At 45.1% G+C, this 23,247-nt stretch carries 21 protein-coding genes and 1 pseudogene; 12 read left to right on the top strand and 10 right to left on the bottom strand.

Annotation, left to right across the window (positions count from 1 at the left end; all coding sequences use genetic code 11):
* Positions 1-6 precede the first annotated feature (6 nt).
* From R7E38_RS12995 to R7E38_RS12965, 7 genes are all read left to right on the top strand, one after another.
* The gene (locus R7E38_RS12995) at positions 7-1,314 is read left to right on the top strand and encodes an oligosaccharide flippase family protein (RefSeq protein ID WP_021707644.1); all 1,308 of its coding nucleotides are present in this window, start codon (positions 7-9) and stop codon (positions 1,312-1,314) included.
* Positions 1,315-1,316: 2 nt separating this feature from the next.
* Entirely contained in the window at positions 1,317-1,712 is a 396-nt protein-coding gene (locus tag R7E38_RS12990) for a VanZ family protein (protein ID WP_226084007.1), read from the top strand.
* Positions 1,713-1,779: 67 nt separating this feature from the next.
* Positions 1,780-2,100 (top strand): N(4)-acetylcytidine aminohydrolase, encoded by a 321-nt coding sequence (gene yqfB / locus R7E38_RS12985; RefSeq protein WP_226084008.1) that lies wholly within the window; start codon positions 1,780-1,782, stop codon positions 2,098-2,100.
* Positions 2,101-2,150: 50 nt separating this feature from the next.
* Positions 2,151-2,750 (top strand): TetR/AcrR family transcriptional regulator, encoded by a 600-nt coding sequence (locus R7E38_RS12980; protein ID WP_005385858.1) that lies wholly within the window; start codon positions 2,151-2,153, stop codon positions 2,748-2,750.
* Between the two features lie 151 nt (positions 2,751-2,901).
* The gene (locus R7E38_RS12975) at positions 2,902-3,936 is read left to right on the top strand and encodes an NADP-dependent oxidoreductase (protein ID WP_005375239.1); all 1,035 of its coding nucleotides are present in this window, start codon (positions 2,902-2,904) and stop codon (positions 3,934-3,936) included.
* A gap of 14 nt (positions 3,937-3,950) precedes the next feature.
* Positions 3,951-4,568 (top strand): glutathione S-transferase family protein, encoded by a 618-nt coding sequence (locus R7E38_RS12970; RefSeq protein ID WP_005375238.1) that lies wholly within the window; start codon positions 3,951-3,953, stop codon positions 4,566-4,568.
* Between the two features lie 291 nt (positions 4,569-4,859).
* Positions 4,860-6,299, top strand: a complete 1,440-nt coding sequence (locus R7E38_RS12965; RefSeq protein ID WP_017821260.1) for a catalase — start codon at positions 4,860-4,862, stop codon at positions 6,297-6,299.
* A 195-nt stretch (positions 6,300-6,494) separates the two neighbouring features.
* Here the strand turns inward: R7E38_RS12965 and R7E38_RS12960 are convergent, their stop codons facing one another.
* The 4 genes from R7E38_RS12960 to norV form a co-directional block, all read right to left on the bottom strand.
* Positions 6,495-7,373: an NAD(P)-dependent oxidoreductase gene (locus R7E38_RS12960; protein ID WP_005375233.1), complete on the bottom strand. Its 879-nt coding sequence runs from the start codon at positions 7,371-7,373 to the stop codon at positions 6,495-6,497.
* Positions 7,374-7,557: 184 nt separating this feature from the next.
* Positions 7,558-7,896 (bottom strand): DUF1971 domain-containing protein, encoded by a 339-nt coding sequence (locus R7E38_RS12955; protein ID WP_005375231.1) that lies wholly within the window; start codon positions 7,894-7,896, stop codon positions 7,558-7,560.
* A gap of 42 nt (positions 7,897-7,938) precedes the next feature.
* A complete protein-coding gene (norW, locus tag R7E38_RS12950; protein ID WP_054577063.1) occupies positions 7,939-9,087 on the bottom strand; it encodes an NADH:flavorubredoxin reductase NorW in 1,149 nt (382 codons plus the stop codon).
* Between the two features lie 10 nt (positions 9,088-9,097).
* The gene (gene norV, locus R7E38_RS12945; RefSeq protein ID WP_005375223.1) at positions 9,098-10,600 is read right to left on the bottom strand and encodes an anaerobic nitric oxide reductase flavorubredoxin; all 1,503 of its coding nucleotides are present in this window, start codon (positions 10,598-10,600) and stop codon (positions 9,098-9,100) included.
* A 190-nt stretch (positions 10,601-10,790) separates the two neighbouring features.
* On the opposite strand from norV, the gene norR reads away from it, so the two are divergent.
* The 4 genes from norR to azu all read left to right on the top strand — a co-directional run bounded on the left by norR (position 10,791) and on the right by azu (position 14,947).
* Positions 10,791-12,323 carry a nitric oxide reductase transcriptional regulator NorR gene (norR, locus tag R7E38_RS12940; protein WP_005375220.1) on the top strand — a complete coding sequence of 511 codons (1,533 nt, stop codon included), beginning with the start codon at positions 10,791-10,793 and terminating at the stop codon, positions 12,321-12,323.
* A 397-nt stretch (positions 12,324-12,720) separates the two neighbouring features.
* Positions 12,721-13,239, top strand: coding sequence for a hypothetical protein (locus R7E38_RS12935; protein WP_053307894.1), 519 nt, complete (start codon positions 12,721-12,723; stop codon positions 13,237-13,239).
* Between the two features lie 269 nt (positions 13,240-13,508).
* Positions 13,509-14,159 (top strand): HAD family hydrolase, encoded by a 651-nt coding sequence (locus R7E38_RS12930; protein ID WP_005385872.1) that lies wholly within the window; start codon positions 13,509-13,511, stop codon positions 14,157-14,159.
* Between the two features lie 335 nt (positions 14,160-14,494).
* Positions 14,495-14,947 carry an azurin gene (azu, locus tag R7E38_RS12925; RefSeq protein ID WP_005375211.1) on the top strand — a complete coding sequence of 151 codons (453 nt, stop codon included), beginning with the start codon at positions 14,495-14,497 and terminating at the stop codon, positions 14,945-14,947.
* 226 nt (positions 14,948-15,173) lie between these two features.
* Here the strand turns inward: azu and R7E38_RS12920 are convergent, their stop codons facing one another.
* The 6 genes and pseudogenes from R7E38_RS12920 to R7E38_RS12895 form a co-directional block, all read right to left on the bottom strand.
* Positions 15,174-15,524, bottom strand: a complete 351-nt coding sequence (locus R7E38_RS12920) for an ethanolamine utilization protein EutQ (RefSeq protein WP_017635301.1) — start codon at positions 15,522-15,524, stop codon at positions 15,174-15,176.
* Complete coding sequence (locus R7E38_RS12915; protein WP_005385877.1) at positions 15,521-16,837, bottom strand: NAD(P)/FAD-dependent oxidoreductase; 1,317 nt, start codon at positions 16,835-16,837, stop codon at positions 15,521-15,523. The genes R7E38_RS12920 and R7E38_RS12915 overlap by 4 nt, the downstream gene beginning before the upstream one ends.
* 12 nt (positions 16,838-16,849) lie before the next feature.
* Positions 16,850-18,133, bottom strand: coding sequence for an NAD(P)/FAD-dependent oxidoreductase (locus tag R7E38_RS12910; RefSeq protein ID WP_226084011.1), 1,284 nt, complete (start codon positions 18,131-18,133; stop codon positions 16,850-16,852).
* A pseudogene (locus R7E38_RS12905) lies at positions 18,122-18,283 on the bottom strand (rubredoxin); the annotation flags it as partial. The gene R7E38_RS12910 and the pseudogene R7E38_RS12905, both read right to left, overlap by 12 nt.
* Positions 18,284-18,425: 142 nt before the next feature.
* The gene (locus R7E38_RS12900) at positions 18,426-19,862 is read right to left on the bottom strand and encodes an aldehyde dehydrogenase family protein (RefSeq protein ID WP_206970762.1); all 1,437 of its coding nucleotides are present in this window, start codon (positions 19,860-19,862) and stop codon (positions 18,426-18,428) included.
* Between the two features lies 1 nt (position 19,863).
* Positions 19,864-21,051, bottom strand: a complete 1,188-nt coding sequence (locus R7E38_RS12895) for an aromatic ring-hydroxylating oxygenase subunit alpha (RefSeq protein ID WP_226084009.1) — start codon at positions 21,049-21,051, stop codon at positions 19,864-19,866.
* A 319-nt stretch (positions 21,052-21,370) separates the two neighbouring features.
* On the opposite strand from R7E38_RS12895, the gene R7E38_RS12890 reads away from it, so the two are divergent.
* Entirely contained in the window at positions 21,371-23,107 is a 1,737-nt protein-coding gene (locus tag R7E38_RS12890; protein ID WP_044129598.1) for a BCCT family transporter, read from the top strand.
* The last annotated feature ends 140 nt before the right edge of the window (positions 23,108-23,247 follow it).

Here is a 23,247-nt window from a genome sequence, read left to right as displayed (position 1 = left end):
GCCCCTATGTTTCACACTGTTCAACAAAAATTACTGTTGATGCCCAGCGGTAAAAAAAGCTTGTTATCTACTGGATTAAAAACCGCAATCACGCGTGTGTTGAGTGCGCTATTTGCTTTTTTACTGACTCTGATTGTATCGAAGACCAGTGACGCTTCGACGGCCGGTCAATTTTTCTTTTTATTCAACCTAGTCTCGCTACTCGCTATCGTTTCTCAGCTAGGTTTTGATGTCTCGTTAGTTCGTTACAATGCGATCGCTTTTAATAACAAAGAGAAGCTTGAACAAAGCCAAAACTATAAAACCGCACTTTATCGAAGTATGGCATTTTGCTTGCTCGCCATAGGCGTTTTGTTAGCAGGGTTTAATCTGTTTCCAGAACAGCTAAACCAGACTCAATCACCAATGTATGCGATTACTTTATGCTTGCTTTGCATACCTTTCTTGGTGCTTGCGCAAACCAACAGTCGGGTGCTTCAAGCATGTAGAAAAGTCGTATCATCTCTGTTTGCGTTGCAGCTTGGGGTAAGCATGTTGATGGTCATTTTTGTCTTTGCCCTAGACTATATCGGTCAGCAAAATATCAACAATCTAATGACCGCACTGCTTTTAGCGAGCATAGGTGTCGCGGTCATATCTAGTGCCAATTGGCTTGGCTCAGATCAATATCAAACATCGGCTTTCGTACCAAACAAAAAAATGGTCTCTTCTGCCAAGCAAGTCTGGGTTGGCAGTATCTTCACGAATGTTCTTCAATGGGGAAGCCTTGTTATTACGGGCTTTTTTATCTCAACAGCGGAACTCGGTTTGTTAGCCGCAGCCCAACGTACATCACTACTGATTGGCTTCGTGCTGATTACCATTAACTTTGTGGTCGCCCCGATGTTTGCCTCTCTCTACAAAGAGCGTCAAATGCGTAAACTGCAGAACCTGAGCCGCTTGGCGTGCCGAGCCAATGTTGGTTTAGCGATTGTACCCGTAATTATTTGCACCCTCTTCCCCGAGTTTGTAATGCAGTTTTTTGGTGAGGAGTTTCTCGCCGCGGCGCCACTATTAGTCGTCCTTTCTCTGGGGCAGTTAGTCAATGTTGCGACTGGTTCAGTAGGTTTTTTATTATTAATGAGTGGTCATGAGAGAACCATGAAATACATTACAATTTCCTCCGGTACGGTGTCCATCTGCCTACTTGTTACGCTTTGCCAAATGTTTGGGGTGATTGGTGCAGCGTGGGCAATGGCAATTGGCATGGCTATCCAGAATTTAGCTGCACTGTACTTTGTAAAACGTTACTTAGGCTTCTTTCCAATAGGTTAATTATGGCTTTAATACTGGCACGCACGAGTTTTGTTTTAGTCCTGATGTTAACCGCTTCACTTTCTTTGTGGAAAAGCTCTGACCTACACCATACCACTTACCTGCAAATGGAAACCTACTTAGGCGGATCGAGTACGCTTCACTTTACTTTCAGTTTATTGATCGGCTTTTTATCGGTCTTCACGTTCCCTTCTCTGGTGAGCTCGAATAAAACCGACTTTTTTGGGATTCGTCTTTTGCTACTGCTGCTAGCTATCGTTTCAATGGAAGAAATAAGCCAACTTTTTATTCCAAATCGATCATTTAGTTTTGATGATCTCAGCACCAACTGGATAGGCGTTATCTCAGGTTACTTTAGTGCCAAGTTAATTCGCTTCATCCGCGCTCGATCGTTCTAGTAATACAGGAATCTCTGAGGGATTTGGGTATATAATTACGCCAAACAACCAGACTAACGAGTACATCATGCCATCTCATCCAACCAAGATTACTTTTTTTGAATTCTTAACTCCGTTGATCACGTCAGGCAAAAAGACGATAACGATTCGAGATGAATCAGAAAGCCATTACGTTCCCAATACAGAAGTCGAAGTTTTTACCTTAGAAACGGATCGTAAAGTCTGCGATATCAAGATACGTTCTGTAGAACCACTTCACTTTGAAGACATTAATGAGTTTCATGCAGAACAAGAAGCCATCGAACTACCAAAACTCGAGCAGTTAATTCGAGAAATCTACCCAAATACCGACACGCTATTTGTTATTGAGTATGAGCTGATTAAATAACCCACAACAAAGGCTAGACGACTGGTCTAATTCATTCTATAGTACACTTCATGAACGCAAAGACGAATGACACACGCCAACATATTCTCGACGTCGGATACGAGTTGATCGTAAACCGAGGGTTCACGAGTGTTGGTCTTTCAGAGCTATTAAAAAAGGCCGCAGTGCCAAAAGGCTCGTTTTATCATTACTTCAAGTCCAAAGAACAATTTGGTGAAGCGATGATTCAAGACTACTTTACTAAGTATTTTGAGCGTTTAAACGCACGCTTTACCAATACTGAACTGAGTGGCTACCAACGCCTAATGAGCTATTTCGAAGAAATGGTCAAAGTAGAAGACGACGTGTGTAATGCGAACAAATGTTTATTGGTTAAGTTAAGTGCAGAAGTCTCCGATCTCTCAGAGTCAATGCGCTTGGCATTACGCCAAGGAGCAGACAAAACCATTCAAGCGATAGCGGATTGCATTGACATCGGAATTCAAGATGGCTCAATCCCCAATGGTGACAGTGCGTTATTAGCAAGGCAGATATACTACCTTTGGAATGGCGCTAGCTTGCTGAACAAACTTTATCAAGATCAGGCAGCATTGACGCAAAGTCTGACCTATACTCAACACTTACTGCAGAATACGCGCACTTGCCCATAACGGGCGGCGTGGAAGCATAATGAACACCCTACACACGTTTCACTGTCAGAAAAAGCGTCAGTGTTAACACAGTAAACCTTCCCGCTTTACATAAGCGGGATATTTTGAAACAAATACTAGACGACCGGTCTAATCAACAAGTGAGATAGATATGACTAACGCAACAAATCGCAGAATCGTACTCGCGTCACGTCCCCATGGTGCACCGACACAAGAAAACTTTCGTTTAGAAGAGGTAACGAAACCGACTCCGAAAGAGGGTGAAATGCTATTGAGAACGGTTTATTTATCTCTAGATCCATACATGCGTGGTCGCATGAGTGATGCCGAATCATACGCTGACCCTGTTGCAATTGATGACGTAATGGTCGGTGGTACAGTTTGTCAGGTAGAAACATCAAACCACCCAGATTACGAAGCGGGTGAATGGGTTCTTGCCTACACCGTTGGCTGGCAAGACTACGCTATCTCAACTGGTGAGATGGTCATTAAACTTGGTAAAGAACCGCAAAATCCTTCTTACGCGCTAGGCGTTGCAGGTATGCCAGGATTTACCGCGTACATGGGTTTACTCGACATTGGTCAGCCAAAACCAGGGGAAACCATCGTGGTAGCAGCTGCTACGGGGCCTGTAGGCGCAACAGTTGGTCAAATTGGTAAAATCAAAGGTTGCCGAGTTGTTGGTATAGCAGGCGGAGAAGAAAAATGCCGTTACGCTAAAGAGGTGCTTGGTTTCGATGAGTGTATTGATCACAAAGCTGAAGACTTTGCAGAACAACTGAAAAATGCCTGTGACAAAGGTATCGATGTTTACTTCGAAAACGTAGGTGGCAAAGTATTCGAGGCTGTAATGCCACTTCTGAATACAAACGCGCGTATCCCCCTTTGTGGTTTGATTTCTCAGTACAACGCGACAGAGCTGCCTGAAGGTACCGACCACCTTCCATTACTAATGGGTAAGCTCCTGACCAAACGAATCAAGGTGCAAGGCTTCATCATTTTTGATGATTACGGACATCGTTACGGTGAATTTGCGCAAGATATTAATCAATGGTTGGCAGAAGGAAAGATCCAATACCGCGAACATCTAGTACAAGGACTGGATAATGCGCCAGAAGCATTCATCGGTCTGTTGGAAGGTAAGAATTTCGGCAAACTTGTAGTACAGATTAACGATCCATTATAAAAAGGGATATGTAAATGATTAAACTTCACCACCTCAATCAGTCTCGCTCAAAGCGCATCATTTGGTTACTTGAAGAGTTAGATGTAAATTACGAGATTGTACCCTATGTCCGTGATTCCGTGACCTTCATGGCACCGCCAGAACTAAAAAGTGTTCACCCATTAGGAAAGTCACCTGTTCTTGAAGATAACGGCGAGATTATCATTGAGTCGGGTGCAATGACCGAATATTTGATTGAGAAATACAGTGACGGAGCCTTTGCTCCTGAGCGTGGTACAAAAGCACACACAGAATATTTGCAATGGATGCACTTTGCAGAAAGCTCTGCAATTTTACCTATGTTGCTAAAAATCTTCGTAAGCAAAGAGCCAAATGAAACTCAGTTTTTATCAGGCTATGCCGACAAGGAAGCAATGAATGTACTAGGCTACTTCGAGCAATCCTTAGAAGGCAAAACTTACCTAGTAGAAGAGCGTCTGACTGGCGCAGACATCATGATGTCTTTCATTGTCGAATTGGTTCAAAAGTTTGGTTTAGTTAATCACTTCCCTAATATTGAACGTTATGGGAAACAGCTCGCGACACACCCAGCATTTGCAAAAGCTGAACAACTTGAAGTGAAGTACTCTTAATTACTTCCCCCCTTTCGCCCCTTTGATGACACGTAAAACTTCATTTAAGGGGCGATATTACTAGCATCGCAGACACGCTAACTGGGTAGCGCTCCCCCCCAGTCAATCGCTTTCGATAACGTCGATTGTTATGTCAATCAAGCTAATGTAGTAAATTTCTGATTCTAATATAGTTTCGACCATAGTCACCATCTATTGAATTGATAAGCAATATCAGTTTTCTCCTCCAGCTTTTCCGTAATAACCTCCTCTACAGTTTCTAAGGTATTGAGCCCTGGAGGGGGAAGAAAAATGACAAACAAGAAATTGACTACAGCAGCAGGTTGCCCTGTCGCACATAACCAAAACGTTATGACTGCAGGTCCTCGTGGCCCTCAACTATTACAAGACGTTTGGTTCCTTGAAAAATTGGCACACTTTGACCGCGAAGTGATCCCTGAGCGTCGTATGCACGCAAAAGGTTCAGGTGCTTACGGTACGTTCACAGTAACGCACGACATCACAAAATACACTCGCGCTAAGATCTTCTCTGACATCGGCAAAAAAACAGAACTATTCGCTCGCTTCACTACTGTAGCTGGTGAGCGCGGTGCAGCAGACGCAGAACGCGACATCCGTGGTTTCGCACTAAAATTCTACACTGAAGAAGGTAACTGGGACTTGGTTGGTAACAACACACCAGTATTCTTCCTGCGTGACCCACTAAAATTCCCAGACCTAAACCACGCAGTAAAACGCGACCCTCGCACTAACATGCGTAGCTCTACCAACAACTGGGATTTCTGGACGTCATTACCTGAAGCATTCCACCAAGTGACTATCGTAATGAGTGACCGTGGTATCCCTGCTTCTTACCGTCATATGCATGGTTTTGGTAGCCACACATTCAGCTTCATCAACGCAGAAAACGAGCGTTACTGGGTAAAATTCCACTTCAAAACTCAGCAAGGCATCAAAAACCTAACTGACCAAGAAGCAGAAGCGATCGTAGGTAAAGACCGCGAAAGCCATCACCGTGACCTTTACGAAGCGATTGAGCGTCAAGACTTCCCTAAATGGAAGATGTACGTACAGATCATGCCTGAGCTAGAAGCGGATGAAGTCAACTTCAACCCATTCGACCTAACACGTGTATGGTCTCAAAAAGACTACCCACTGATCCCAGTTGGTGAGTTTGAACTGAACCGTAACCCAGAAAACTTCTACGCAGAAGTTGAGCAATCAGCGTTCAACCCAGCTGCAGTAGTACCTGGTATCGGCTTCTCTCCAGATAAGATGCTACAAGGTCGTCTGTTCGCTTACGGCGATGCTCAGCGTTACCGTCTAGGTGTGAACCACCATCAAATCCCAGTGAACGCACCTCGTTGCCCTGTTCACAGCTACCACCGCGATGGCGCAATGCGCGTTGATGGCAACTTTGGTTCAACACTAGGTTACGAGCCAAACTACAAACAAGAATGGGCAGAGCAACCAGATTACTCTGAGCCACCTCTACGCATCAACGGCAACGCTGATCACTACGATCACCGTGTAGACGAAGACTACTTCAGCCAAGCGGGTGACCTATTCCGTCTGATGAGTGAAGAGCAACGTCAAACTCTGTTCGACAACACAGCTCGCGCAATGGACGGTGTACCAGAGTTCATCCAACAGCGCCACGTTCAACACGCATACCAAGCGGACGAAGCGTACGGCAAAGGTCTTGAGATTGCACTAGGCTTAAACAAGTAAGCGAACGCTGTGATCGTCACGCTGTGTGATTAAAAGACATAAAAAAGGAGGTGCCCAACAGCACCTCCTGATTTCAAATCACTAATCCTTAATCACAAGTCATAAACCATGCTCAAGGAGATTCATTATGATTAACTTAGATTTCTTTAAGCTCTTTGATACCAAAGAGCTGTTTATCTATTACTGATTCATCAACTACTGATTTTTAGCTACCGCTTTGATCAGTACTGATGTATCCATGCGACCTAAACCATCACGTTGAAGGTCTGCGTATTGCTCATCCACTTTCTTAGTCAGTGGAAGTTCTAGACCCACTCGCTCAGCTTCTTGCAGACAGAAACCTAAGTCTTTGCGCATCCAATCAATAGCGAAGCCAAAATCGAACTTGTCTTCAGCCATCGTATTTGCGCGGTTTTCCATCTGCCAAGAACCTGCAGCGCCATGCTTAAGTGTTTCTACAACTTGAGCAATGTCCAAGCCTGATTTTTGTGCTAGCAACAAAGCTTCACTCAGACCTTGTAAAACGCCTCCAATACAGATTTGGTTTACCATCTTACAGCGTTGACCCTGACCGTTTTCACCCAGTAGCGTCATCTGCTTCGCGTACACATCCATCGCCGGAGACACACGATCAAAAATGCTTTGTTCACCACCACACATGATGGTTAGAACACCATTTTCTGCGCCCGCTTGACCACCAGAAACTGGCGCATCAATGAAGTGATTACCATACTTAGCACACGCTTCAGCCAGCTCAACCGCTAGGTCTGCAGAAGTCGTCGTGTGATCGACTAACACTGCATCTGCTTTCAAACCGACCAGAATGCCTTCTTCACCGTAAACAACGCTACGAACGTCATCATCATTACCCACACAGGTAAAAACGATGTCACAGCCTTCTGCCGCTTCACGTGGTGTTTCACAAGCTACGCCTTGGTATTCTTCAGCCCATTTGTCGGCTTTCGCTTTTGTGCGGTTGTATACTTTGGTTTCAAAGCCCGCTTTACTTAGGTAACCAGCCATTGGGTATCCCATCACACCCAGACCAATAAATGCTACTCGTTGTTTTTCCATTGCACGCTTCCCTTAGTTCACCTGACTGAAATGTTTCGTAACATGCTACTAAAGAATTGAAATCATTACTCGTGATTTCTCTTTCCTCGGTCTCGATGATCCTGCATTGCAGTCCGTTTATTGCGCCTTCTACACCCCTTTACTTGACGATTAGCGTAACAGTCAAAGCACTTACAAAGGTTCACTACTGCTTAGCGTGGAACATCGCTTGCCCACTCTTGTCCTTGTTCGACCAGAAATTGATGTTGAACTGAGCATCATCGCTCATCTCAATGCGGTGCCAGTACTGCGGTGGACTTGTAGCAAACTGGCCTGCATTAATCACCACCACTACTTCTGCTTCTGTGGCATTTTCATCAGCAAAGCCGTAGTAAGTCACTTGCCCTTCCATGACGCACAGCTGCCCAAACACACCCTCAGCGGTATTGTGATGAGTCAGTAGCGCTGGTGGCACATTGTCTTTAGTGAAGAAAGGCGTTGAACGTTGAACAGTCCAGTCTTTAGGAATTCGTAGATGCGACATAATAATACCCTCTCTAATTACAATTCTTTTCGTTTAAATCGGTTAAGCCTGACCGGCTTGAGACAACTCTCGAAGCAATGGAAATGCTTGCGTAACTTGTTCTCCCGTCACGACGAAGCCCATGAGTCGGCTATTTTCATCTTCTGCTTTCGCGGCAATGCCTGTTTGAGAAATCTGCACGCTCCAGTTCGTCACCGAACTAAAATCGCCTGCCAATTGAATTGGGTAGCTCGGCGTTTTGACCTTTACCATCATGGGCGGTAGTTTCAACTCTGCTTCTTGCCCCAGTAGTTGTTTGCCCAAAGCATTGGCACTTAGCACGATCGGTTGGAGGTACGGCATCATTCGACCTTGGATCTCAGCACAATCGCCTAATGCGAACACATTGGCTGCTGATGTCTGTAATCGAGCATCCACCTCGATGCCTTTATTGACACTCAACCCACAAGCCTTCGCTAACCAAGTGTTAGCACGTAAACCCGCAGCTGAAATCACTACATCGGCTTCGATTTCCTTACCTTTGCTCAAGCTTGCCACCAGCGAATCATCCGAGTGATTGATCGCGACAACTCCAGTCTCTAAGGCAAGTTGAATACCTTGCTGCTTAAGTTGATTCTCCAGCGGCAATGCAACAAATTCAGGAATCAAGTTAGCGAGCAAACGGGGATTTGGCTCAACCACCGTAACGGCTTTACCACTGGTTGCGAGATCCATGGCGATCTCGACGCCGATCAAACCACCACCCATTACTAGAATTCGTTCCGCGCGGCTAATTTGCTCTTCCGCTAATTGATATTCTTGTAGCGAGTTCAGCGTTATCACCTCAGGTGCTGCACCACCAGATATTGGCGGCACAAAGGCTTTCGCGCCTGTCGCAAACACCAGTTTGGAATAAGGATAGGTTTGGCCGTTGGCGACCACTTGCTGAGCTTGCACGTCGACATGCTCAATCATGGTATGGGCGAACAGTTCGATGTTGTGTTCCTGTGCAAACGCCTCACCACTTTTAACTACCAAATCTTGGGCAGTTTGCTTGTTACTGAATACATGACTCAAATCGGGCTTGTTGTATTCCGCGCCATCATCAGCAGTAAACACTTGCAGCGGAATATGTGCGTCCATTCGACGCACTGTTTTCACCAATTGGTAAGCCGCAAAGCCGCTACCAATAATCACAATAGATGCTTGCATATTCTCCCCCTTACCCGTTGTATTCGACAAAGACGTCTTTACCCAAGTGGCATTCTGGGCACAAGAAGTAATCTGGCACTTCAGACCATGCCATGCCCGGTTCAACGCCTTGATTAGGCTCGCCTTTAGTTGGGTCGTATACCCAATTACAAACGGTGCAAACCATGCATTGACAACCTGCAGGATGCGCCTCAGTACTAGGGTTGCTAGAAGCAGCATCTACTGCCGCTTGTGTTGCTACTTGTGCAGCGGGTTGTGATTGAACTTGTGGTGCAGACGCAGCAATCGCCAGCGAAGTAACAGGACTTGTCAGGTCATGCTTTGCCCACAATTTCGCGATGTTTTGACCATGTTCGCGACATTCACGCATCGCTTTACCATCTGGTCGCCATTTGGTTTTCAAACTCACCGCGGTTTCAAAGCCTGCGTCAGTCAATCGAGCATGGATACGATCCACCGCACCACCGTTCCAACCGTAGCTACCGAACGCAGCGGCTTTCTTCGCCTTAAAGCGCAGACCGGTAATTTCTTCTAGCATGCCTGCGATCTTCGGCATCATGACGTTATTCATGGTAGAAGAACCAACCAAGATGCCTTTTGAGCGGAATACGTTGGCGAGAATTTCATTCTTATCATGCTTAGAGACATTAAAGACTTTGACCGCCACACCAGGATCGACATCGTGAATGCCTTGCGCGATTGCATCGGCCATCATTCGAGTGTTGTTTGACATTGAATCGTAGAAAATCGTAATGCGATCTTCTTGATAATTGTCTGCCCACGCCAAGTATTGCTCGATGATTTGAACCGGATTATCGCGCCATACAATACCGTGTGACGTTGCGATCATGTCGACAGGCAAATTGAAACTCAGCACTTCTTTGATTTTTGCGGTTACCAAGCTGCTGAATGGCGTTAGGATGTTTGAGTAGTAACGCAAACACTGTTCCATCAACTCATTTTGATCCACTTCATCATTGAATAAGCGTTCATCGCAGTAGTGCTGACCAAATGCGTCATTGCTGAATAATACTGCATCGCCAGTTAGGTAAGTCATCATGCTGTCTGGCCAATGCAGCATCGGCGCTTCCACGAACACCAATTGCTTACCGTTGCCAATATCAATGCTGTCGCCTGTTTTTACGGTTTTGAAGTTCCACTCAGGATGGTGGTGATGACCAACGATGGAATCAATCGCCGCTTCTGTACAGTAAATTGGCGTGTTCGGAATCTTCTCCATTAATGCCGACAATGCGCCTGAGTGATCTTCCTCTGCATGGTTTACCACGATAAAGTCGATAGACTTAAGATCGATTTCCATTTCTAAATTTTGGATGAATTGTTGACTGAATCGATGATCGACCGTATCAATCAATACGGTTTTCTCTTCACGAATTAGATAACTGTTGTAGCTGGTACCTTTTGTCATTTTGTATTCTGTACCGTGGAAATCTTGGACTTCCCAATCGCGTTGACCTACCCAGTGGATGTTGTTTTTTACGTGAATTGTCATAATTACTACCTTGAATGACGGGATAAACAAAAATAATTTCTTCTTGTATTGCACTGGGCGTGCCAACTTTTAATTATCTTATATTTCAACCACTTAATTAAATATTAACTTTAACAACTGTCATTTAGACACAGTTGAAAATTGTCATTAAGACACTACAATAGTCATATTGACACAATCGGTATTGGCTATGACTTCTTTAATCGCGCAATGGCTACACATCACGCAAGACCTTAACTCGGCCCTCACTCAACAGGCTCGCTTCGATACGTTGTTAACCACGATTCGAGAGGTATTGAAGTGTGACTCTTCTGCCCTTCTTTTGTATGAAGACCAACACTTTAAACCTTTAGCGATCAATGGATTGGCGAAAGAAGTGCTTGGACGCCGTTTCTCCATTGAGCAGCACCCAAGATTAGAAGCCATTGCCCGAGCAGGCGATATCGTGCGCTTTCCCTCTGACAGCGACTTACCTGATCCATACGATGGCTTGATTCCAAACCACGATGACAAACTGCATGTCCATTCCTGCATTGGTTTACCTCTGCTGATCGACGATCAACTGATTGGTGCCATTACGATTGACGCCTTCGACCCCAATCAATTTGATGGGCTACGCAACCAAGAGTTACGTTTTGTCAGCGCGTTGGCAGCAGGTGGCCTACACACTGCACTCCTGTTAGAGCAATTAGAAACACAAGCGAGCCTGCCACGTGACTCTTACGCCGAGAAGCGCACCTTAAGTAATGAAATCATTGGCAACTCTCAGGGTATGAAGAATCTTCAAGAGCAGATTGATGCCGTCGCCGATACGGAATTGTCTGTGCTGGTGATGGGAGAAACGGGCGTAGGTAAAGAGTTGGTTGCCAGCGCTATTCACCATCGCTCTAGCCGCTCTAGCAATACTTTGGTTTACCTCAACTGTGCGGCGCTGCCAGAATCAGTCGCGGAAAGCGAGTTGTTCGGCCATATCAAAGGCGCATTTACAGGCGCAATCAGCAATCGCAAGGGTAAGTTCGAACAAGCCGATGGCGGCACACTGTTTTTAGATGAAGTCGGCGAACTGTCGTTAGAGCTGCAAGCCAAGTTACTTCGAGCCCTACAATACGGCGACATTCAACGTGTGGGTGATGACCGCCATATTCGAGTCAATACACGCATTGTCGCCGCCACCAACCGTATATTGCATGAAGAAGTGACTGCTGGTCGCTTCCGAGCCGACTTATATCACCGTCTAAGCGTCTTCCCGCTTCATGTTCCACCTCTTCGTGAACGTGAAGACGATGTGGTGTTACTCGCAGGCTTTTTTGCCGAACGTTTAAGAAGCAAATTGGGATTGAACAGCATTCGTTTGTCCCCCACTTTGGTGCAGGCACTCAAAGACTATTCATGGCCAGGCAACGTGCGAGAGCTTGAACATGTCATTAAACGTGCTGGTGTTTTGGCAAAAGCGCGTACCCACGCCATGGACATTGAGTTAGTTGAGCAAGATTTTGACATCCGAACGCCGAATCAGAACATCAAGAACGTTGAAGAAACGGAACAAAAATCTCGGCTTGAGCTACCAGAAGGCGGATTAAAGCCTGCCACAGACGCCTTCCAAAAAGCGATGATTGTTCGAGTTCTGGAAGAGAACCAAGGTAACTGGGCAGCAACGGCACGTCAGCTTGAATTAGATAACGGCAATTTGCACCGATTAGCAAAACGGCTAGGGATAAAATAGACACTAACGAATATCACCTAATATGGCATATTCATCGCCAAATAAAGAGCCGATGCCCAACCGCTCACTCAGCCCACTATAAGTAGTGAGCTGAGTGCTCAGATAGAATAGCCACCTAAGTTTGACGGTATTTTCTTCTAAATTTTATTGTCTTGAACCACCTCACAGATTTAATAACCCTTAACAATAAACACAATAATAGTTAAGGTATTTTTATGAGCCAGATCTAATAAAATTAAATATATAGTATTTATTTTAAGAATCTAAACTTTCAAAGTTCATCATAATAAATACAACCTCTATGTATACACTTTACCTTCAAAAAACATCAAAATATAATCCCTTCGATAAAAACACTTAAATGAATTTAACTGTATAAAAGTGAGGAGAATAAAATATGGGATATGGGGCGACAGTATATTCATTAGATACTGAAAAGGTTTTTAACGTACTAAAGAATGAGCGTAATCCAGAGCTAGAAAAAGCCATCATGGAAAGGTGTCAAGACTCCTTTAAAGTGATTAATGAAATGCTGGAAAGTAGTGGCGAAAGCATCCGAGCTGAAGAGCTTCTTATGCAGATGCTGTCTGAAGAGATAAAATACAGTCACTTGGGTTACGCCTATGCTTACTTGCTTGAAGCTATATGTAAGATCACTGGTTATTACTTATCCAATAACTCTTGGTATCCTTGCGATGTAAACGATTTCTGCGATATTCCATTCACTAATACCGATTATCCCATAAAATTCCCACTCCCTGACGATTTCCCTGTTGTTTTTATGATAAAAAATCAAGATATTCACCAAGATAACGTTGACTTCGGAGGCTTATCAGAGCAACAAATATCTGAAGTCAAGAGCTGGTACACTCATGCAGTCGTAAACAATCGTGACTTGGTATTATTTTATTATTAATTTTAACTATTAATAAATTATCCAATAGTTAAAATAACAATAGAATATTAATAAAACTCTAGCTTATATTAAGATAGAGTTTTATCTATTTAACTGAAATTTTTATAATTTTAAAAATATTATATTTCACACCTAATTTATAGACTCTGTGTATAGTGTGTTCAGAGGCAATGTGAACTCATAGGATCAAAATCAAGTTCTAATTTTTAGAAGAAAAAACGATCTGCTTGTGTCAAAATGCGCCATCCCAACCAAAAAGTCTTAATGTAATGAACTACCAAGCTGCTATTTTTGATATGGATGGTTTGCTCCTTGATACTGAGCGCGTCTGTATGCATATTTTCCAAGAAGCATGTGAAGCCCAGAACCTACCCTTCTATAAAGATGTTTACCTTTCAATCATTGGTCGCAATGCAGCGGGCATTGAAGTGATTTTTCGTAAAGCTTATGGGGATGATCTTGACCGCTTACACCAAGAGTGGCGCGACCGTTACGACGCTGTGGTTAAGCACCAAGCGATACCGGTAAAAGAAGGGGTGATTGAGCTGCTTGAGTGGTTGAAAGGCCAAGGGTTGCCAATTGCAGTCGCCACTTCTACAGCAAAAGAAGTGGCACAGAAGAAGTTGGAGTTAGCGGGCCTAAGCAAGTATTTCGACAACTTAACGACAGGCTGTGAAGTGTCACACGGCAAACCTGATCCAGAGATCTACCTGCTTGCAGCAAGTCGTCTAAGCGTAGATCCAACCAAATGTCTCGCTTTTGAAGATTCAAATAATGGCGTACGTGCTGCGGTAGCAGCGAACATGATCACTTATCAAATTCCTGATTTGGTTGAGCCTTGTGACGAAATAAAGCAATTAGGCCATACTGTCGCACCTTCACTGCATGATGTGTTGCACACGTTAAAGCAAACTCGCTAGGCCTACTTGTCGTCTGTTCTCTAGAAGCTCAGCAATTTAGCTGAGCTTCTTTCTTGAAACCTCTCCAATACCGTAAAACCAAACAATTCTGCCACCCGTTTAGAGAGATTATTTTCACCTTAACTCTGGCTAATCACGACTTTTGATTTAACTCACGCAATCGCATGAAATAAGGCATTTGAGTGATCAAATAGCGGAACTGACCAGTACAAGCTTGCAACAAAACGTCAATATACCGATTGAAGCACGTTTTTGGAGTGAAAATTGGCTGATAATGAGAACTATTGGATAAGATCAATCCAAGTCAGCCTAAAATACAAAATGGAGAGTGTTATATGTCTTTACGTTTATTAGCAACAACCTTCGCATTAGTAGGAATGAGCTTTGGTGCCCAAGCCAGTGCCGAGTGTGAAGTGTCATTAGATGCTAACGATATGATGCAGTTTTCTACTAAAACATTGAGCGTACCAGCCACTTGTAAAGAGGTAAAACTAACGCTGAATCACACAGGTAAGATGCCAGCGCAATCGATGGGTCACAACGTGGTCATCTCTGACACAGCCAACCTACAAGCAGTCGGTACTGATGGCATGGCAGCTGGAGCAGAAAATAACTACGTAAAACCAAATGATGATCGCGTCTACGCTCACACAAAAGTAATTGGTGGCGGTGAAAGCACCAGCATTACGTTCAGTACTGAGAAAATGAAAGCCGGCGGTGACTATTCATTCTTCTGTTCGTTCCCGGGTCACTGGGCAATCATGCAGGGTAAATTTGAGCTAAAATAAAAGCTTTAGCCAAGCCAAAAGAAGACTCATTATAGGGAAGCCAAGGCTTCCCTTTTTGATAGATAAAATAGCAATTGAGAAAGGTCTAACACGTCTGGAAACGTGACCAAGAAACATAGCAAGTATGAAACCCTTGCTCCATTGAGATTAAGTTCTTTTGCGAAAAGTTATGGTTAAAAATCAGATTTTTATTTTGCCTTTCCGAAACACAACTAAATGATAAAAGTCATTCAATACCATGTAACTCTTTCCAGTTTCCTGGATGAACCACATAGCCGAACAGAGCATGCCCACCATAAACCAATTCAGTCCCTTCCGGTATCCACAGCATCTGACCTGGGTGCACAAAATGTGTTTCACCATTTGCGGTCAGCTCGAAACAGCCTTCAATCACGAAAATAACCTCATCATAAAGCACTGTCCAAGCCACTTTAGCGCCTTCCCATTTAGCAAAGCCTACGCCTATGTTTGGTGAAATTTCTGGGCTTAACGCCCTGGCAACATACGCCATTCCTGGCGTATCACCACGAACATTGAAATCTAGACTTTTACTATCAACAAGTTTGACTGGCTTCATAATTCACTCCGGCTTTGCCATTTTGCTAATTGGATACGCGTTTTTACTCCCAAACCTAAAAAAGGCTCTGGCGGATTCAAACAAGGCATTCCTGTCACTTGCTGTATGTCATCCAATGATTTAGATGTCGCACCAACGACATAGTCAGCTAACAGTGTTCCAGAAATGGTTCCCCACGCAGCACCAACACCATTGTCACAAGCGCTGGCATAAACACCTTCATCTAATTGACCGAAAAAGTTAGTAAAGTTACGAGAGATTGCATACACCCCACCCCATGTGTGAGTAAATGGTACGTCGGCCAGCTCGGGATAACGCGCCAGAAAGACCTGACGATGATCGTCGCGAATTTGTTCTCTGACTTTATCGTTCATGCTTGAGCCATATTTCGGCACGTGTTTGTAAGTATTGCGGATCAAAATACGTCGATCGGCGGTCATACGTAACGTCGTTCCCGCATGATCAGCTGGAGTTAACCCCCAATTCAGCTCACCTCCGTATCGTTGCATTTCTGCGTCGGTTAATGGACGCGTCCAGCTTGCAAACGTCATCACTGGAAGTAGTCTGTTTTTAAGATAACCAAACTCCCGAGTAAAAATGCTGGTCCCAAGCAGCAGTTCAGGGGTTTCAACAGAGCCACTATCTCCATGTAATACCCAGCAACCGTTTTCTTTACTGAGCTTGCGGATTGGCGAGTTCTCTAACACCTCGACGTTCTCTGGAAGGCTTTCCCCTAGCCCACGCACCAAAGCAGCAGGTTGCATTAAATAACCACCTGGCGTGTAAATTGCGCGGCTGTAGTAGTTGGTTCCCAAGACTTTCGCCAGCTCACTGCCATTAACATGGAAGTATGGTTCGCCAAGGTCTTTCATTAGGTGCTCAAAGTGATCGAGATACGCTTCACCGCGCGCCCCTACGGCTCCTTGATATTTGCCCTTTGCTGACCACTGACAAGAAATACTGTGCTTCGACACTAAAGTGTTTAGCTGAGCAATCGCAGAACGGTTGAGCGACAATAACTTTTGTTTGTGCTCAGGGTCGGGATGCTCAAGTGAAAACTTATGAGGCAAATCGATAACAAAGCCCGAATTTCTTCCTGAAGCCCCTTGGCCGATACGTTGCGCATCAATCAGTATAATTCGTGCATTAGGCATAAGTTCAGCTAAACGTCTTGCCATAGCTAGGCCTGCGAAACCGGCACCTAACACGGCATAGTCAGCACTTTGTTTACCTTTTAACGCCGATTTTTCTGGAATACTTGGCAACGCATGGTACCAACCACACGTCACGTCATCATTGGGTAAATGAATCATCTTTTTTCTCCGCTACGCTGCTGACAGTTTCAATGACAATTGATCTAGCCAAGGGCCGCGTAATGACTGTACTTTTCTTCCTAGCAACGCAAAACCGAGCATTGCTCCTTCTGGTGAATAAAACGCAGCGGTCAATTCATCTGCTTGGGTCTCGATGTACCATTGTCCCTGTTCTTCAGCGGCTACCGGGAAAATCGTGAGTGGAAGAATCGGCGTTTTTACAATCACTGGAGTTGGTGTTAACGAGATAGGGGCGACATCGCCTAGCAAGCTTTTCGCTACAGAAGGGATCATTTGATTAATCGGTGCAATATAGGGCTGCCAACCTTGCTCAGTTTCAACACAGTCACCTAGCGAGTAAATATTCTCATCACTCGTCTGGCCGAATTGATTCACTTTAATGCCCCGGCCAACTTCAAGCCCCGCGCGCTCAGCCAGAGAAACATTTGGCTTGAGTCCAACCGCGCTCAGCACTAGATCTGCTTCAATCTGCTTGCCACTGTTTAGATGTAAAACCGCACTGGATGCGGACCTTGGCTCGATTCTGGTGATACTGTCTTGTAGAGCCCATTGCACGCCTCGATCGGCAAGTGCGCTTTGTAATGATTCACCCAACTGTTGCGGGATCAAACGCTCCATTGGCCATTGACCCAACCCGATAACTGTTACTTCATAACCGCTTTCGATCAGATCATTTGCGAACTCACAGCCAATTAAGCCATCACCTAGGATCGCGATGCGCTTTTTGTCTTGCAGCTCCGCTCTGAAACGGCGGTAATCAACTAAGTCGTTCACACTCATAACCCAAGAGCGATCGCCCTCAATTGGGATTTCAATCGGTGATGCACCTGTTGCCAGTACCAAGCGGCTGTAGGCGTATTTACCGATGGAGGTATGTAACGTTGAATTGGCACGATCGATCTGTTCAACACGGGTATGCGGGTAAACTCGGATGTTGAGACGGCTTTCCCACTCCAACGCGCTCTCACTTTGTAGCGCGTCGCCGTCTTTATTCATGACCAGTGCATTAGACAAGGCAGGCTTGCTGTACAGTGCGCCATCATCAGCGGTAAAGACAGTGATCGGAACCGTTTCAGATTGTGCTCTAAGTGTCGCTGCCAACTGGTAACCACTGTGGCCACTGCCGATGATAACGATAGGGTCAGCTGAAAATATAGGTTGAGTGACTTCAGATGGAAGTGGCTGAGCCGTATTTGGCTGAACAGACGATCCTACCGATACCGAAGACACTGCCACGACCTCTTCTACTGGCGCATCGTCGGTGATTTCGATCATTTCAAAATCGGCCTTACCCACTAAACAATCGGGGCATAACCAATCATCCGGCACATCTTCCCATGCTGTTCCTGGTGCAATGCCATCGGATGGCCAACCTTGTGCTTCATCATAGATTAAGCCGCAAATAATACAGAGCCACTTTCTCATCACTTATACTCCAACTACCTTGTTCAGAATTTCCGTGTTTACAAACCGTTGTCAGATTTGTTGTGATTCCATCAACCTCGCCCTAGCTTGTGGTCTGAAATCCAAGCCGGTACGAGGTGATGAAAATACAGTTACACGGTACCTATACGTTGCTGTCTTGCTGCAAACGAATGGCAATATTGCGTGTCTGGACATAGCTATAAATCGCTTCTTGTCCTTTTTCTCGCCCAAAACCGGACAAGCCCACGCCACCAAATGGTGTTTCGATACCACCAGCAAACCATTCATTGATGAACACTTGCCCACCACGCAGTTGCTGCGCCACACGCAATGTTTGGTTTAGGCTTTCACCAAAGACACCAGCAACCAGGCCAAAATCGGTGCAATTCGCGATTTCAACGGCCTCTTGCTCGGTTTCAAACGGTGTAATTACCAGTACAGGACCAAACACTTCTTCTTGAGCAATACGCATATCTGGTGAGGCTTCAATCACCGTCGGTGCCACAAAGTAACCCGACAAATCAGGGGCGTATCCACCCGTTAGGATGTTCGCGCCGTCGGCTTTTGCTTGGTCTATCATTTCAAGCACGCGCGCTTGTTGATCAGCCGATACCAACGGTGTTATATCCGGCTGGCTTTCACCTTGACCAATGGTTAGGTCTTGCGCCATTTTCACTACCGCCGCTTTTACTTCTTCATAACGCTCTTTTTGAATTAGCAAACGAGACATTGCCGAACAAACTTGACCAGCGTTAAAGAAAATACCGACTTGAACGCTTTGTAAAAGCGTTTCGAGACTCACATCTTTCAGTGCGATAGCGGCCGATTTACCACCCAGCTCCATCACAGATGGTGTGGCGCGTTGCGCTGAATCTTTCAGTATGCGTTGGCCGGTCGGCACAGAACCTGTAAAGACAATTTGATCAACGTCTTGATGCTGCACCAAGTGGCTGCCAACTACGGAGCCTTTGCCACATAGCAAGTTAATCGCGCCTTTTGGGAAACCCGCTTTTTCAATCGCTTTAATCAACAACGTCATAGCGAGTGGGGAAATCTCTGGCGATTTGATCACCACTGCGTTACCAGCAGCTAATGCAGGTGCTAATGAGCGTGCACAAATAGAAACTGGGAAATTCCACGGCACAATCTGCACTGACACACCAAACGGCACATATTGGGTGAAATCGACATAATCTTTACCCAACGGAATTGACGTGCCTTCCAGCTTGTCGGCCATGCCAGCGTAGTATTCGAAGTAACGTGCCGATTCTAAAAACTCATCTTTGGCATCTTGCAAAGATTTCCCATTTTCACGGCAGGCAACTAACCCACCTTCATCAACCATTTCACGAATAGCCGCGGCGGCTTTTAACATCCACTCGGTTCTGACGGCTGGACGAACGTCCGAAAGAACGCCTTGATTGACTACTCGACGTGCCGCTGCCATTGCGCGATCTGCATCGGTGATAGTGGCTTCTGCAACCGTCGCATACGCTTCGGCTGTGCCAGGGTTCATGACGGTCAGCGCTTGCTCTGAATCGCACCACTCACCATCAATATAATTAAGGTAATGCATCATATTACTGCTCCAGTGCCGCTTTCACTTGCTTTGCCAACCAGGTTTGAAAGAAATGCGTTGGAACATCCATTTCTGGTGAGAACACACCACCACCAAAGCCAGGTGAGTAACGACCTTCCTGCATGCCCTCGACCGCTCCAATATCTTCGCCGAATACGACTCGCCATGACTCAACGGTAGCAGTACGGCACGCAGCGAACTCATCTTTCGTTGCTTCATCACCCACATAGAAAACACGTAGGTGCTCAACACTTTTATTCGCAGTGATTGGTTCAATCATCATTGCAAAGGCATGATCGGCTTGAATACCAAGCAACACGTTTGGAAAGAGTGCAACATATTCTGCATGACGCAGTTTATCTTCTGGCCAGCTTGGAAATTTAGGTAAGTGTGTTCCTGCAGTATCAGAGAGGTTGTATGCGAGACTACCTTGGCCAGCAAAACGCTCTGCAAACATGATGTTGTAGTGATCCTCTAGGCGAGAATAACTGTTCAAACTCGGATGCACCCAAGGTAAGTGGTAAGCTTCACAGTAGTTTTCTACGGCAAGCTTCCAGTTACTTTTCACTTCTATCTCTAAGTTGCCACCCATGTTCACGCGGCGAAGAAGCCCTAATCCTTCTTCACCTAAGAATTGCTGCCAACGTTGCTCTAGCGGCGCGATATGCTCTTCAAAGCTTTCTGCTTTGCCCGATAAGTTGACGAATACCATGTCCATCCAAACGGCTGAACGAAGTGGCTTAAGGCCATGCTTTTCACACTTAAATCGGTCATCTTTGTGTTTTGCGATACCACCGATGTGTGGTGTGCCTTTTAGATTGCCGTCAAGATCGTACGTCCATGAATGGTAAGGACAGCGAATCATGCCTTGAACTTCGCCTGCCTCATGAACCAGCTTCATACCTCGGTGGCTACACACGTTGTGGAAGACTTGGACTTCACCTTGACGATTTCTCATCATGAGTAGTGGAAGATTCATGAAATCAAGTGGCATTACATAACCATTATTAAGCAGGTCTGATGCAAAACCAATACATACCCAAGTGTTACCAAACACCTGATCACGCTCAAAAGTAAAATACTCTTCGCTGGTGTAGGCCTGATTCGGCATTCCTGTTGCTTCACTGATTGGGTTCAGTACATTATCAACGAGTTCAACAGGAATAATGGTTTGGTTGACATTGCTCATATTCTTATCTCCGAGAGTCGAGTTGCATCCAGTGCGTACAACATCGTGTTGTGTTAGTGGAGATGATTTTGATTAACAACCCGGCAACAAAAAAACGACTTTTTCGCCGGGCTTGGATGAGTTTTTGTCATTCATGCATTGATCTCGAACAAAAAAATAACCTTTTAATTAACAATGATCTTCTTGTCATGATTAATACTCATTAACCAATGAGTATTAATCAGTTGAAACACAAAAGCCCTCTCTCTACTCTCTTTCAAAAATTAACAATAACGCAACAAACAATAACGCTAAAACAAACGCACTGTGAGGGATGCCTATGAGAGCAACATCTGGGATATTGAAAGGACTCAATCCGACTGTGACAATCGCATCAAAGATCGTCGTTATCGGTTTTGTACTTTTCTGCGCCATTCTCGCCAATCAAGCGGGCCAATACTTCGAAACGATTTCCGGCATTTTGCTACAGAATATGAAGTGGTTTTACATCGGACTTGTTTCACTCGTTGTCGGTTTTCTTCTTTACCTTATGGTTAGTCGATATGGGCATATTCGTTTGAGTAAAGATGACGAAAAACCAGAGTTTAGTTATTTGTCTTGGGTATCCATGCTTTTTTCCGGAGGCATGGGGATAGGCTTAATTTTCTGGTCGGTCGCCGAACCGATGTGGCATTACGCTGACAACCCATTTACTCAAGGCCTGACCAATGAAGCCGCAACAACATCAATGAAACTGACATTCTTTCACTGGGGTCTACATCCTTGGTCTGTCTTTATCATTGTTGCACTCGCATTAGCTTACTTTTCCTACCGTAAAGATCTGCCTTTTACCCTACGCTCTATCTTGTACCCTTTGATTGGTGATCGTATTTATGGGCCTATCGGGCACACGGTTGATATCCTAACAGTCGCGGTGACTGCTTTCGGTATCTCTCAAACCTTGGGGATGGGAGTTATCCAAATAAACTCTGGTTTGAATCAAGCCTTTGGTCTAGACATTAGTTTGGGGATTCAACTCTTTATTATCGTTTCCCTTTGTACTTGTGCGGTTGCGTCGGTGCTATCTGGTGTAGGAAAAGGTATTCGCCGTTTATCAGAATGGAACATGCTGCTTTCACTCGCACTCGTGCTAGTCGTACTTTACATTGGTCCAACTCGCTATATCTTAAATACGCTACTCGAAAGTACGGGGCTTTATGCACAAAACATTGTCGGTATGAGCTTATGGAGCGATGCACAGAATGACTCTGGCTGGCAAAACTGGTGGACGGCTTATTACTGGCCTTGGTGGATGACTTGGGCGCCTTTCGTTGGCATGTTTGTAGCTCGTATCTCTAAAGGACGCACAATACGTGAACTTATCGGTGGCGCATTAATCGTACCTACGCTAATCACGTTTTTATGGATTTCAGTATTTGGTGGTGCAGCGTTGAAGGTAGAGCAAGACGCTCGTGTTGCTCATCAAGAGCAAGTCACTGCGGCACAAGAAGCCAAACAAACACCACCTGCGGATTTTTCTGGCGGCCCGATTCTTGAAGCGACTAAAGCCGATACGACACGCGCTTTGTTTACGCTATTCGACAATCTAGATACAGGTATGTTTGGTAAACTACTTAGCGTGCTTGCGTGTCTATTACTCGGTACTTATTTCATTACCTCCGCAGACTCGGGTACCTTGGTTCTATGTACCCTCGATGCCGCTGGGCACAGTGAGCCTCCTACCTCTATACGCGTATTGTGGGGGATCATGATCGCAGCCATTGCGGGAGTACTTCTATACGCAGGAGGGTTAAAAGCAATGCAAACGGCCTCCATTATTGCCGGTTTCCCTATCGCCATTTTTATCGCAGTAATGAGCTTAACGCTGTTTCATAGTATTCGACGCGAACCTAAGCCATGGGCAATGCTTCCAGAGCACGTTCACCCAGAGCAAGAGAAACTTGATGGTCCTGTTGAACCGCTTGTTGAAAGCAAAACAGTGGTTTCCGAGCCTATCGCTTCAACATCCTCACTAAAAGATGATTCCACACTCAATCAGGGACCAGTACTAAGTTAGTGCGTCGTTTCATCAATCAATTAAAAAAGCGGGAACTGATATTCCCGCTTTTTTAACATGACTGTGTGCCGTCCTAAATAAGGTTGACACTTTCCACCCCCAAAATTGGAGAGTGTTATGAAATCAACAACTAAAAGAAC

It is taken from the genome of Vibrio sp. Vb2131, from assembly GCF_033338535.1.
In the GTDB taxonomy this organism is placed as follows: Bacteria; Pseudomonadota; Gammaproteobacteria; order Enterobacterales; family Vibrionaceae; genus Vibrio; species Vibrio alginolyticus.
The sequence above is the reverse complement of the archived record's forward strand: the minus strand, read 5'-3'. Positions and strand labels throughout refer to the sequence as shown.

What these genes read in the sequence shown, in the direction of transcription:
- yqfB (WP_226084008.1), top strand. Translation starts at nt 1,780, where the DNA reads ATGCCATCTCATCCAACCAAGATTACTTTTTTTGAATTCTTAACTCCG.
- R7E38_RS12910 (WP_226084011.1), bottom strand. Translation starts at nt 18,133, where the DNA reads ATGATCGAAATCACCGACGATGCGCCAGTAGAAGAGGTCGTGGCAGTG.
- R7E38_RS12890 (WP_044129598.1), top strand. Translation starts at nt 21,371, where the DNA reads ATGAGAGCAACATCTGGGATATTGAAAGGACTCAATCCGACTGTGACA.
- R7E38_RS12955 (WP_005375231.1), bottom strand. Translation starts at nt 7,896, where the DNA reads ATGTCGCATCTACGAATTCCTAAAGACTGGACTGTTCAACGTTCAACG.
- R7E38_RS12920 (WP_017635301.1), bottom strand. Translation starts at nt 15,524, where the DNA reads ATGAAGCCAGTCAAACTTGTTGATAGTAAAAGTCTAGATTTCAATGTT.
- R7E38_RS12900 (WP_206970762.1), bottom strand. Translation starts at nt 19,862, where the DNA reads ATGATGCATTACCTTAATTATATTGATGGTGAGTGGTGCGATTCAGAG.
- R7E38_RS12995 (WP_021707644.1), top strand. Translation starts at nt 7, where the DNA reads ATGTTTCACACTGTTCAACAAAAATTACTGTTGATGCCCAGCGGTAAA.
- R7E38_RS12980 (WP_005385858.1), top strand. Translation starts at nt 2,151, where the DNA reads ATGAACGCAAAGACGAATGACACACGCCAACATATTCTCGACGTCGGA.
- R7E38_RS12895 (WP_226084009.1), bottom strand. Translation starts at nt 21,051, where the DNA reads ATGAGCAATGTCAACCAAACCATTATTCCTGTTGAACTCGTTGATAAT.
- R7E38_RS12990 (WP_226084007.1), top strand. Translation starts at nt 1,317, where the DNA reads ATGGCTTTAATACTGGCACGCACGAGTTTTGTTTTAGTCCTGATGTTA.
- R7E38_RS12935 (WP_053307894.1), top strand. Translation starts at nt 12,721, where the DNA reads ATGGGATATGGGGCGACAGTATATTCATTAGATACTGAAAAGGTTTTT.
- R7E38_RS12965 (WP_017821260.1), top strand. Translation starts at nt 4,860, where the DNA reads ATGACAAACAAGAAATTGACTACAGCAGCAGGTTGCCCTGTCGCACAT.
- R7E38_RS12975 (WP_005375239.1), top strand. Translation starts at nt 2,902, where the DNA reads ATGACTAACGCAACAAATCGCAGAATCGTACTCGCGTCACGTCCCCAT.
- R7E38_RS12970 (WP_005375238.1), top strand. Translation starts at nt 3,951, where the DNA reads ATGATTAAACTTCACCACCTCAATCAGTCTCGCTCAAAGCGCATCATT.
- R7E38_RS12960 (WP_005375233.1), bottom strand. Translation starts at nt 7,373, where the DNA reads ATGGAAAAACAACGAGTAGCATTTATTGGTCTGGGTGTGATGGGATAC.
- R7E38_RS12915 (WP_005385877.1), bottom strand. Translation starts at nt 16,837, where the DNA reads ATGATTCATTTACCCAATGATGACGTGACGTGTGGTTGGTACCATGCG.
- R7E38_RS12930 (WP_005385872.1), top strand. Translation starts at nt 13,509, where the DNA reads ATGAACTACCAAGCTGCTATTTTTGATATGGATGGTTTGCTCCTTGAT.
- azu (WP_005375211.1), top strand. Translation starts at nt 14,495, where the DNA reads ATGTCTTTACGTTTATTAGCAACAACCTTCGCATTAGTAGGAATGAGC.
- norV (WP_005375223.1), bottom strand. Translation starts at nt 10,600, where the DNA reads ATGACAATTCACGTAAAAAACAACATCCACTGGGTAGGTCAACGCGAT.
- norR (WP_005375220.1), top strand. Translation starts at nt 10,791, where the DNA reads ATGACTTCTTTAATCGCGCAATGGCTACACATCACGCAAGACCTTAAC.
- norW (WP_054577063.1), bottom strand. Translation starts at nt 9,087, where the DNA reads ATGCAAGCATCTATTGTGATTATTGGTAGCGGCTTTGCGGCTTACCAA.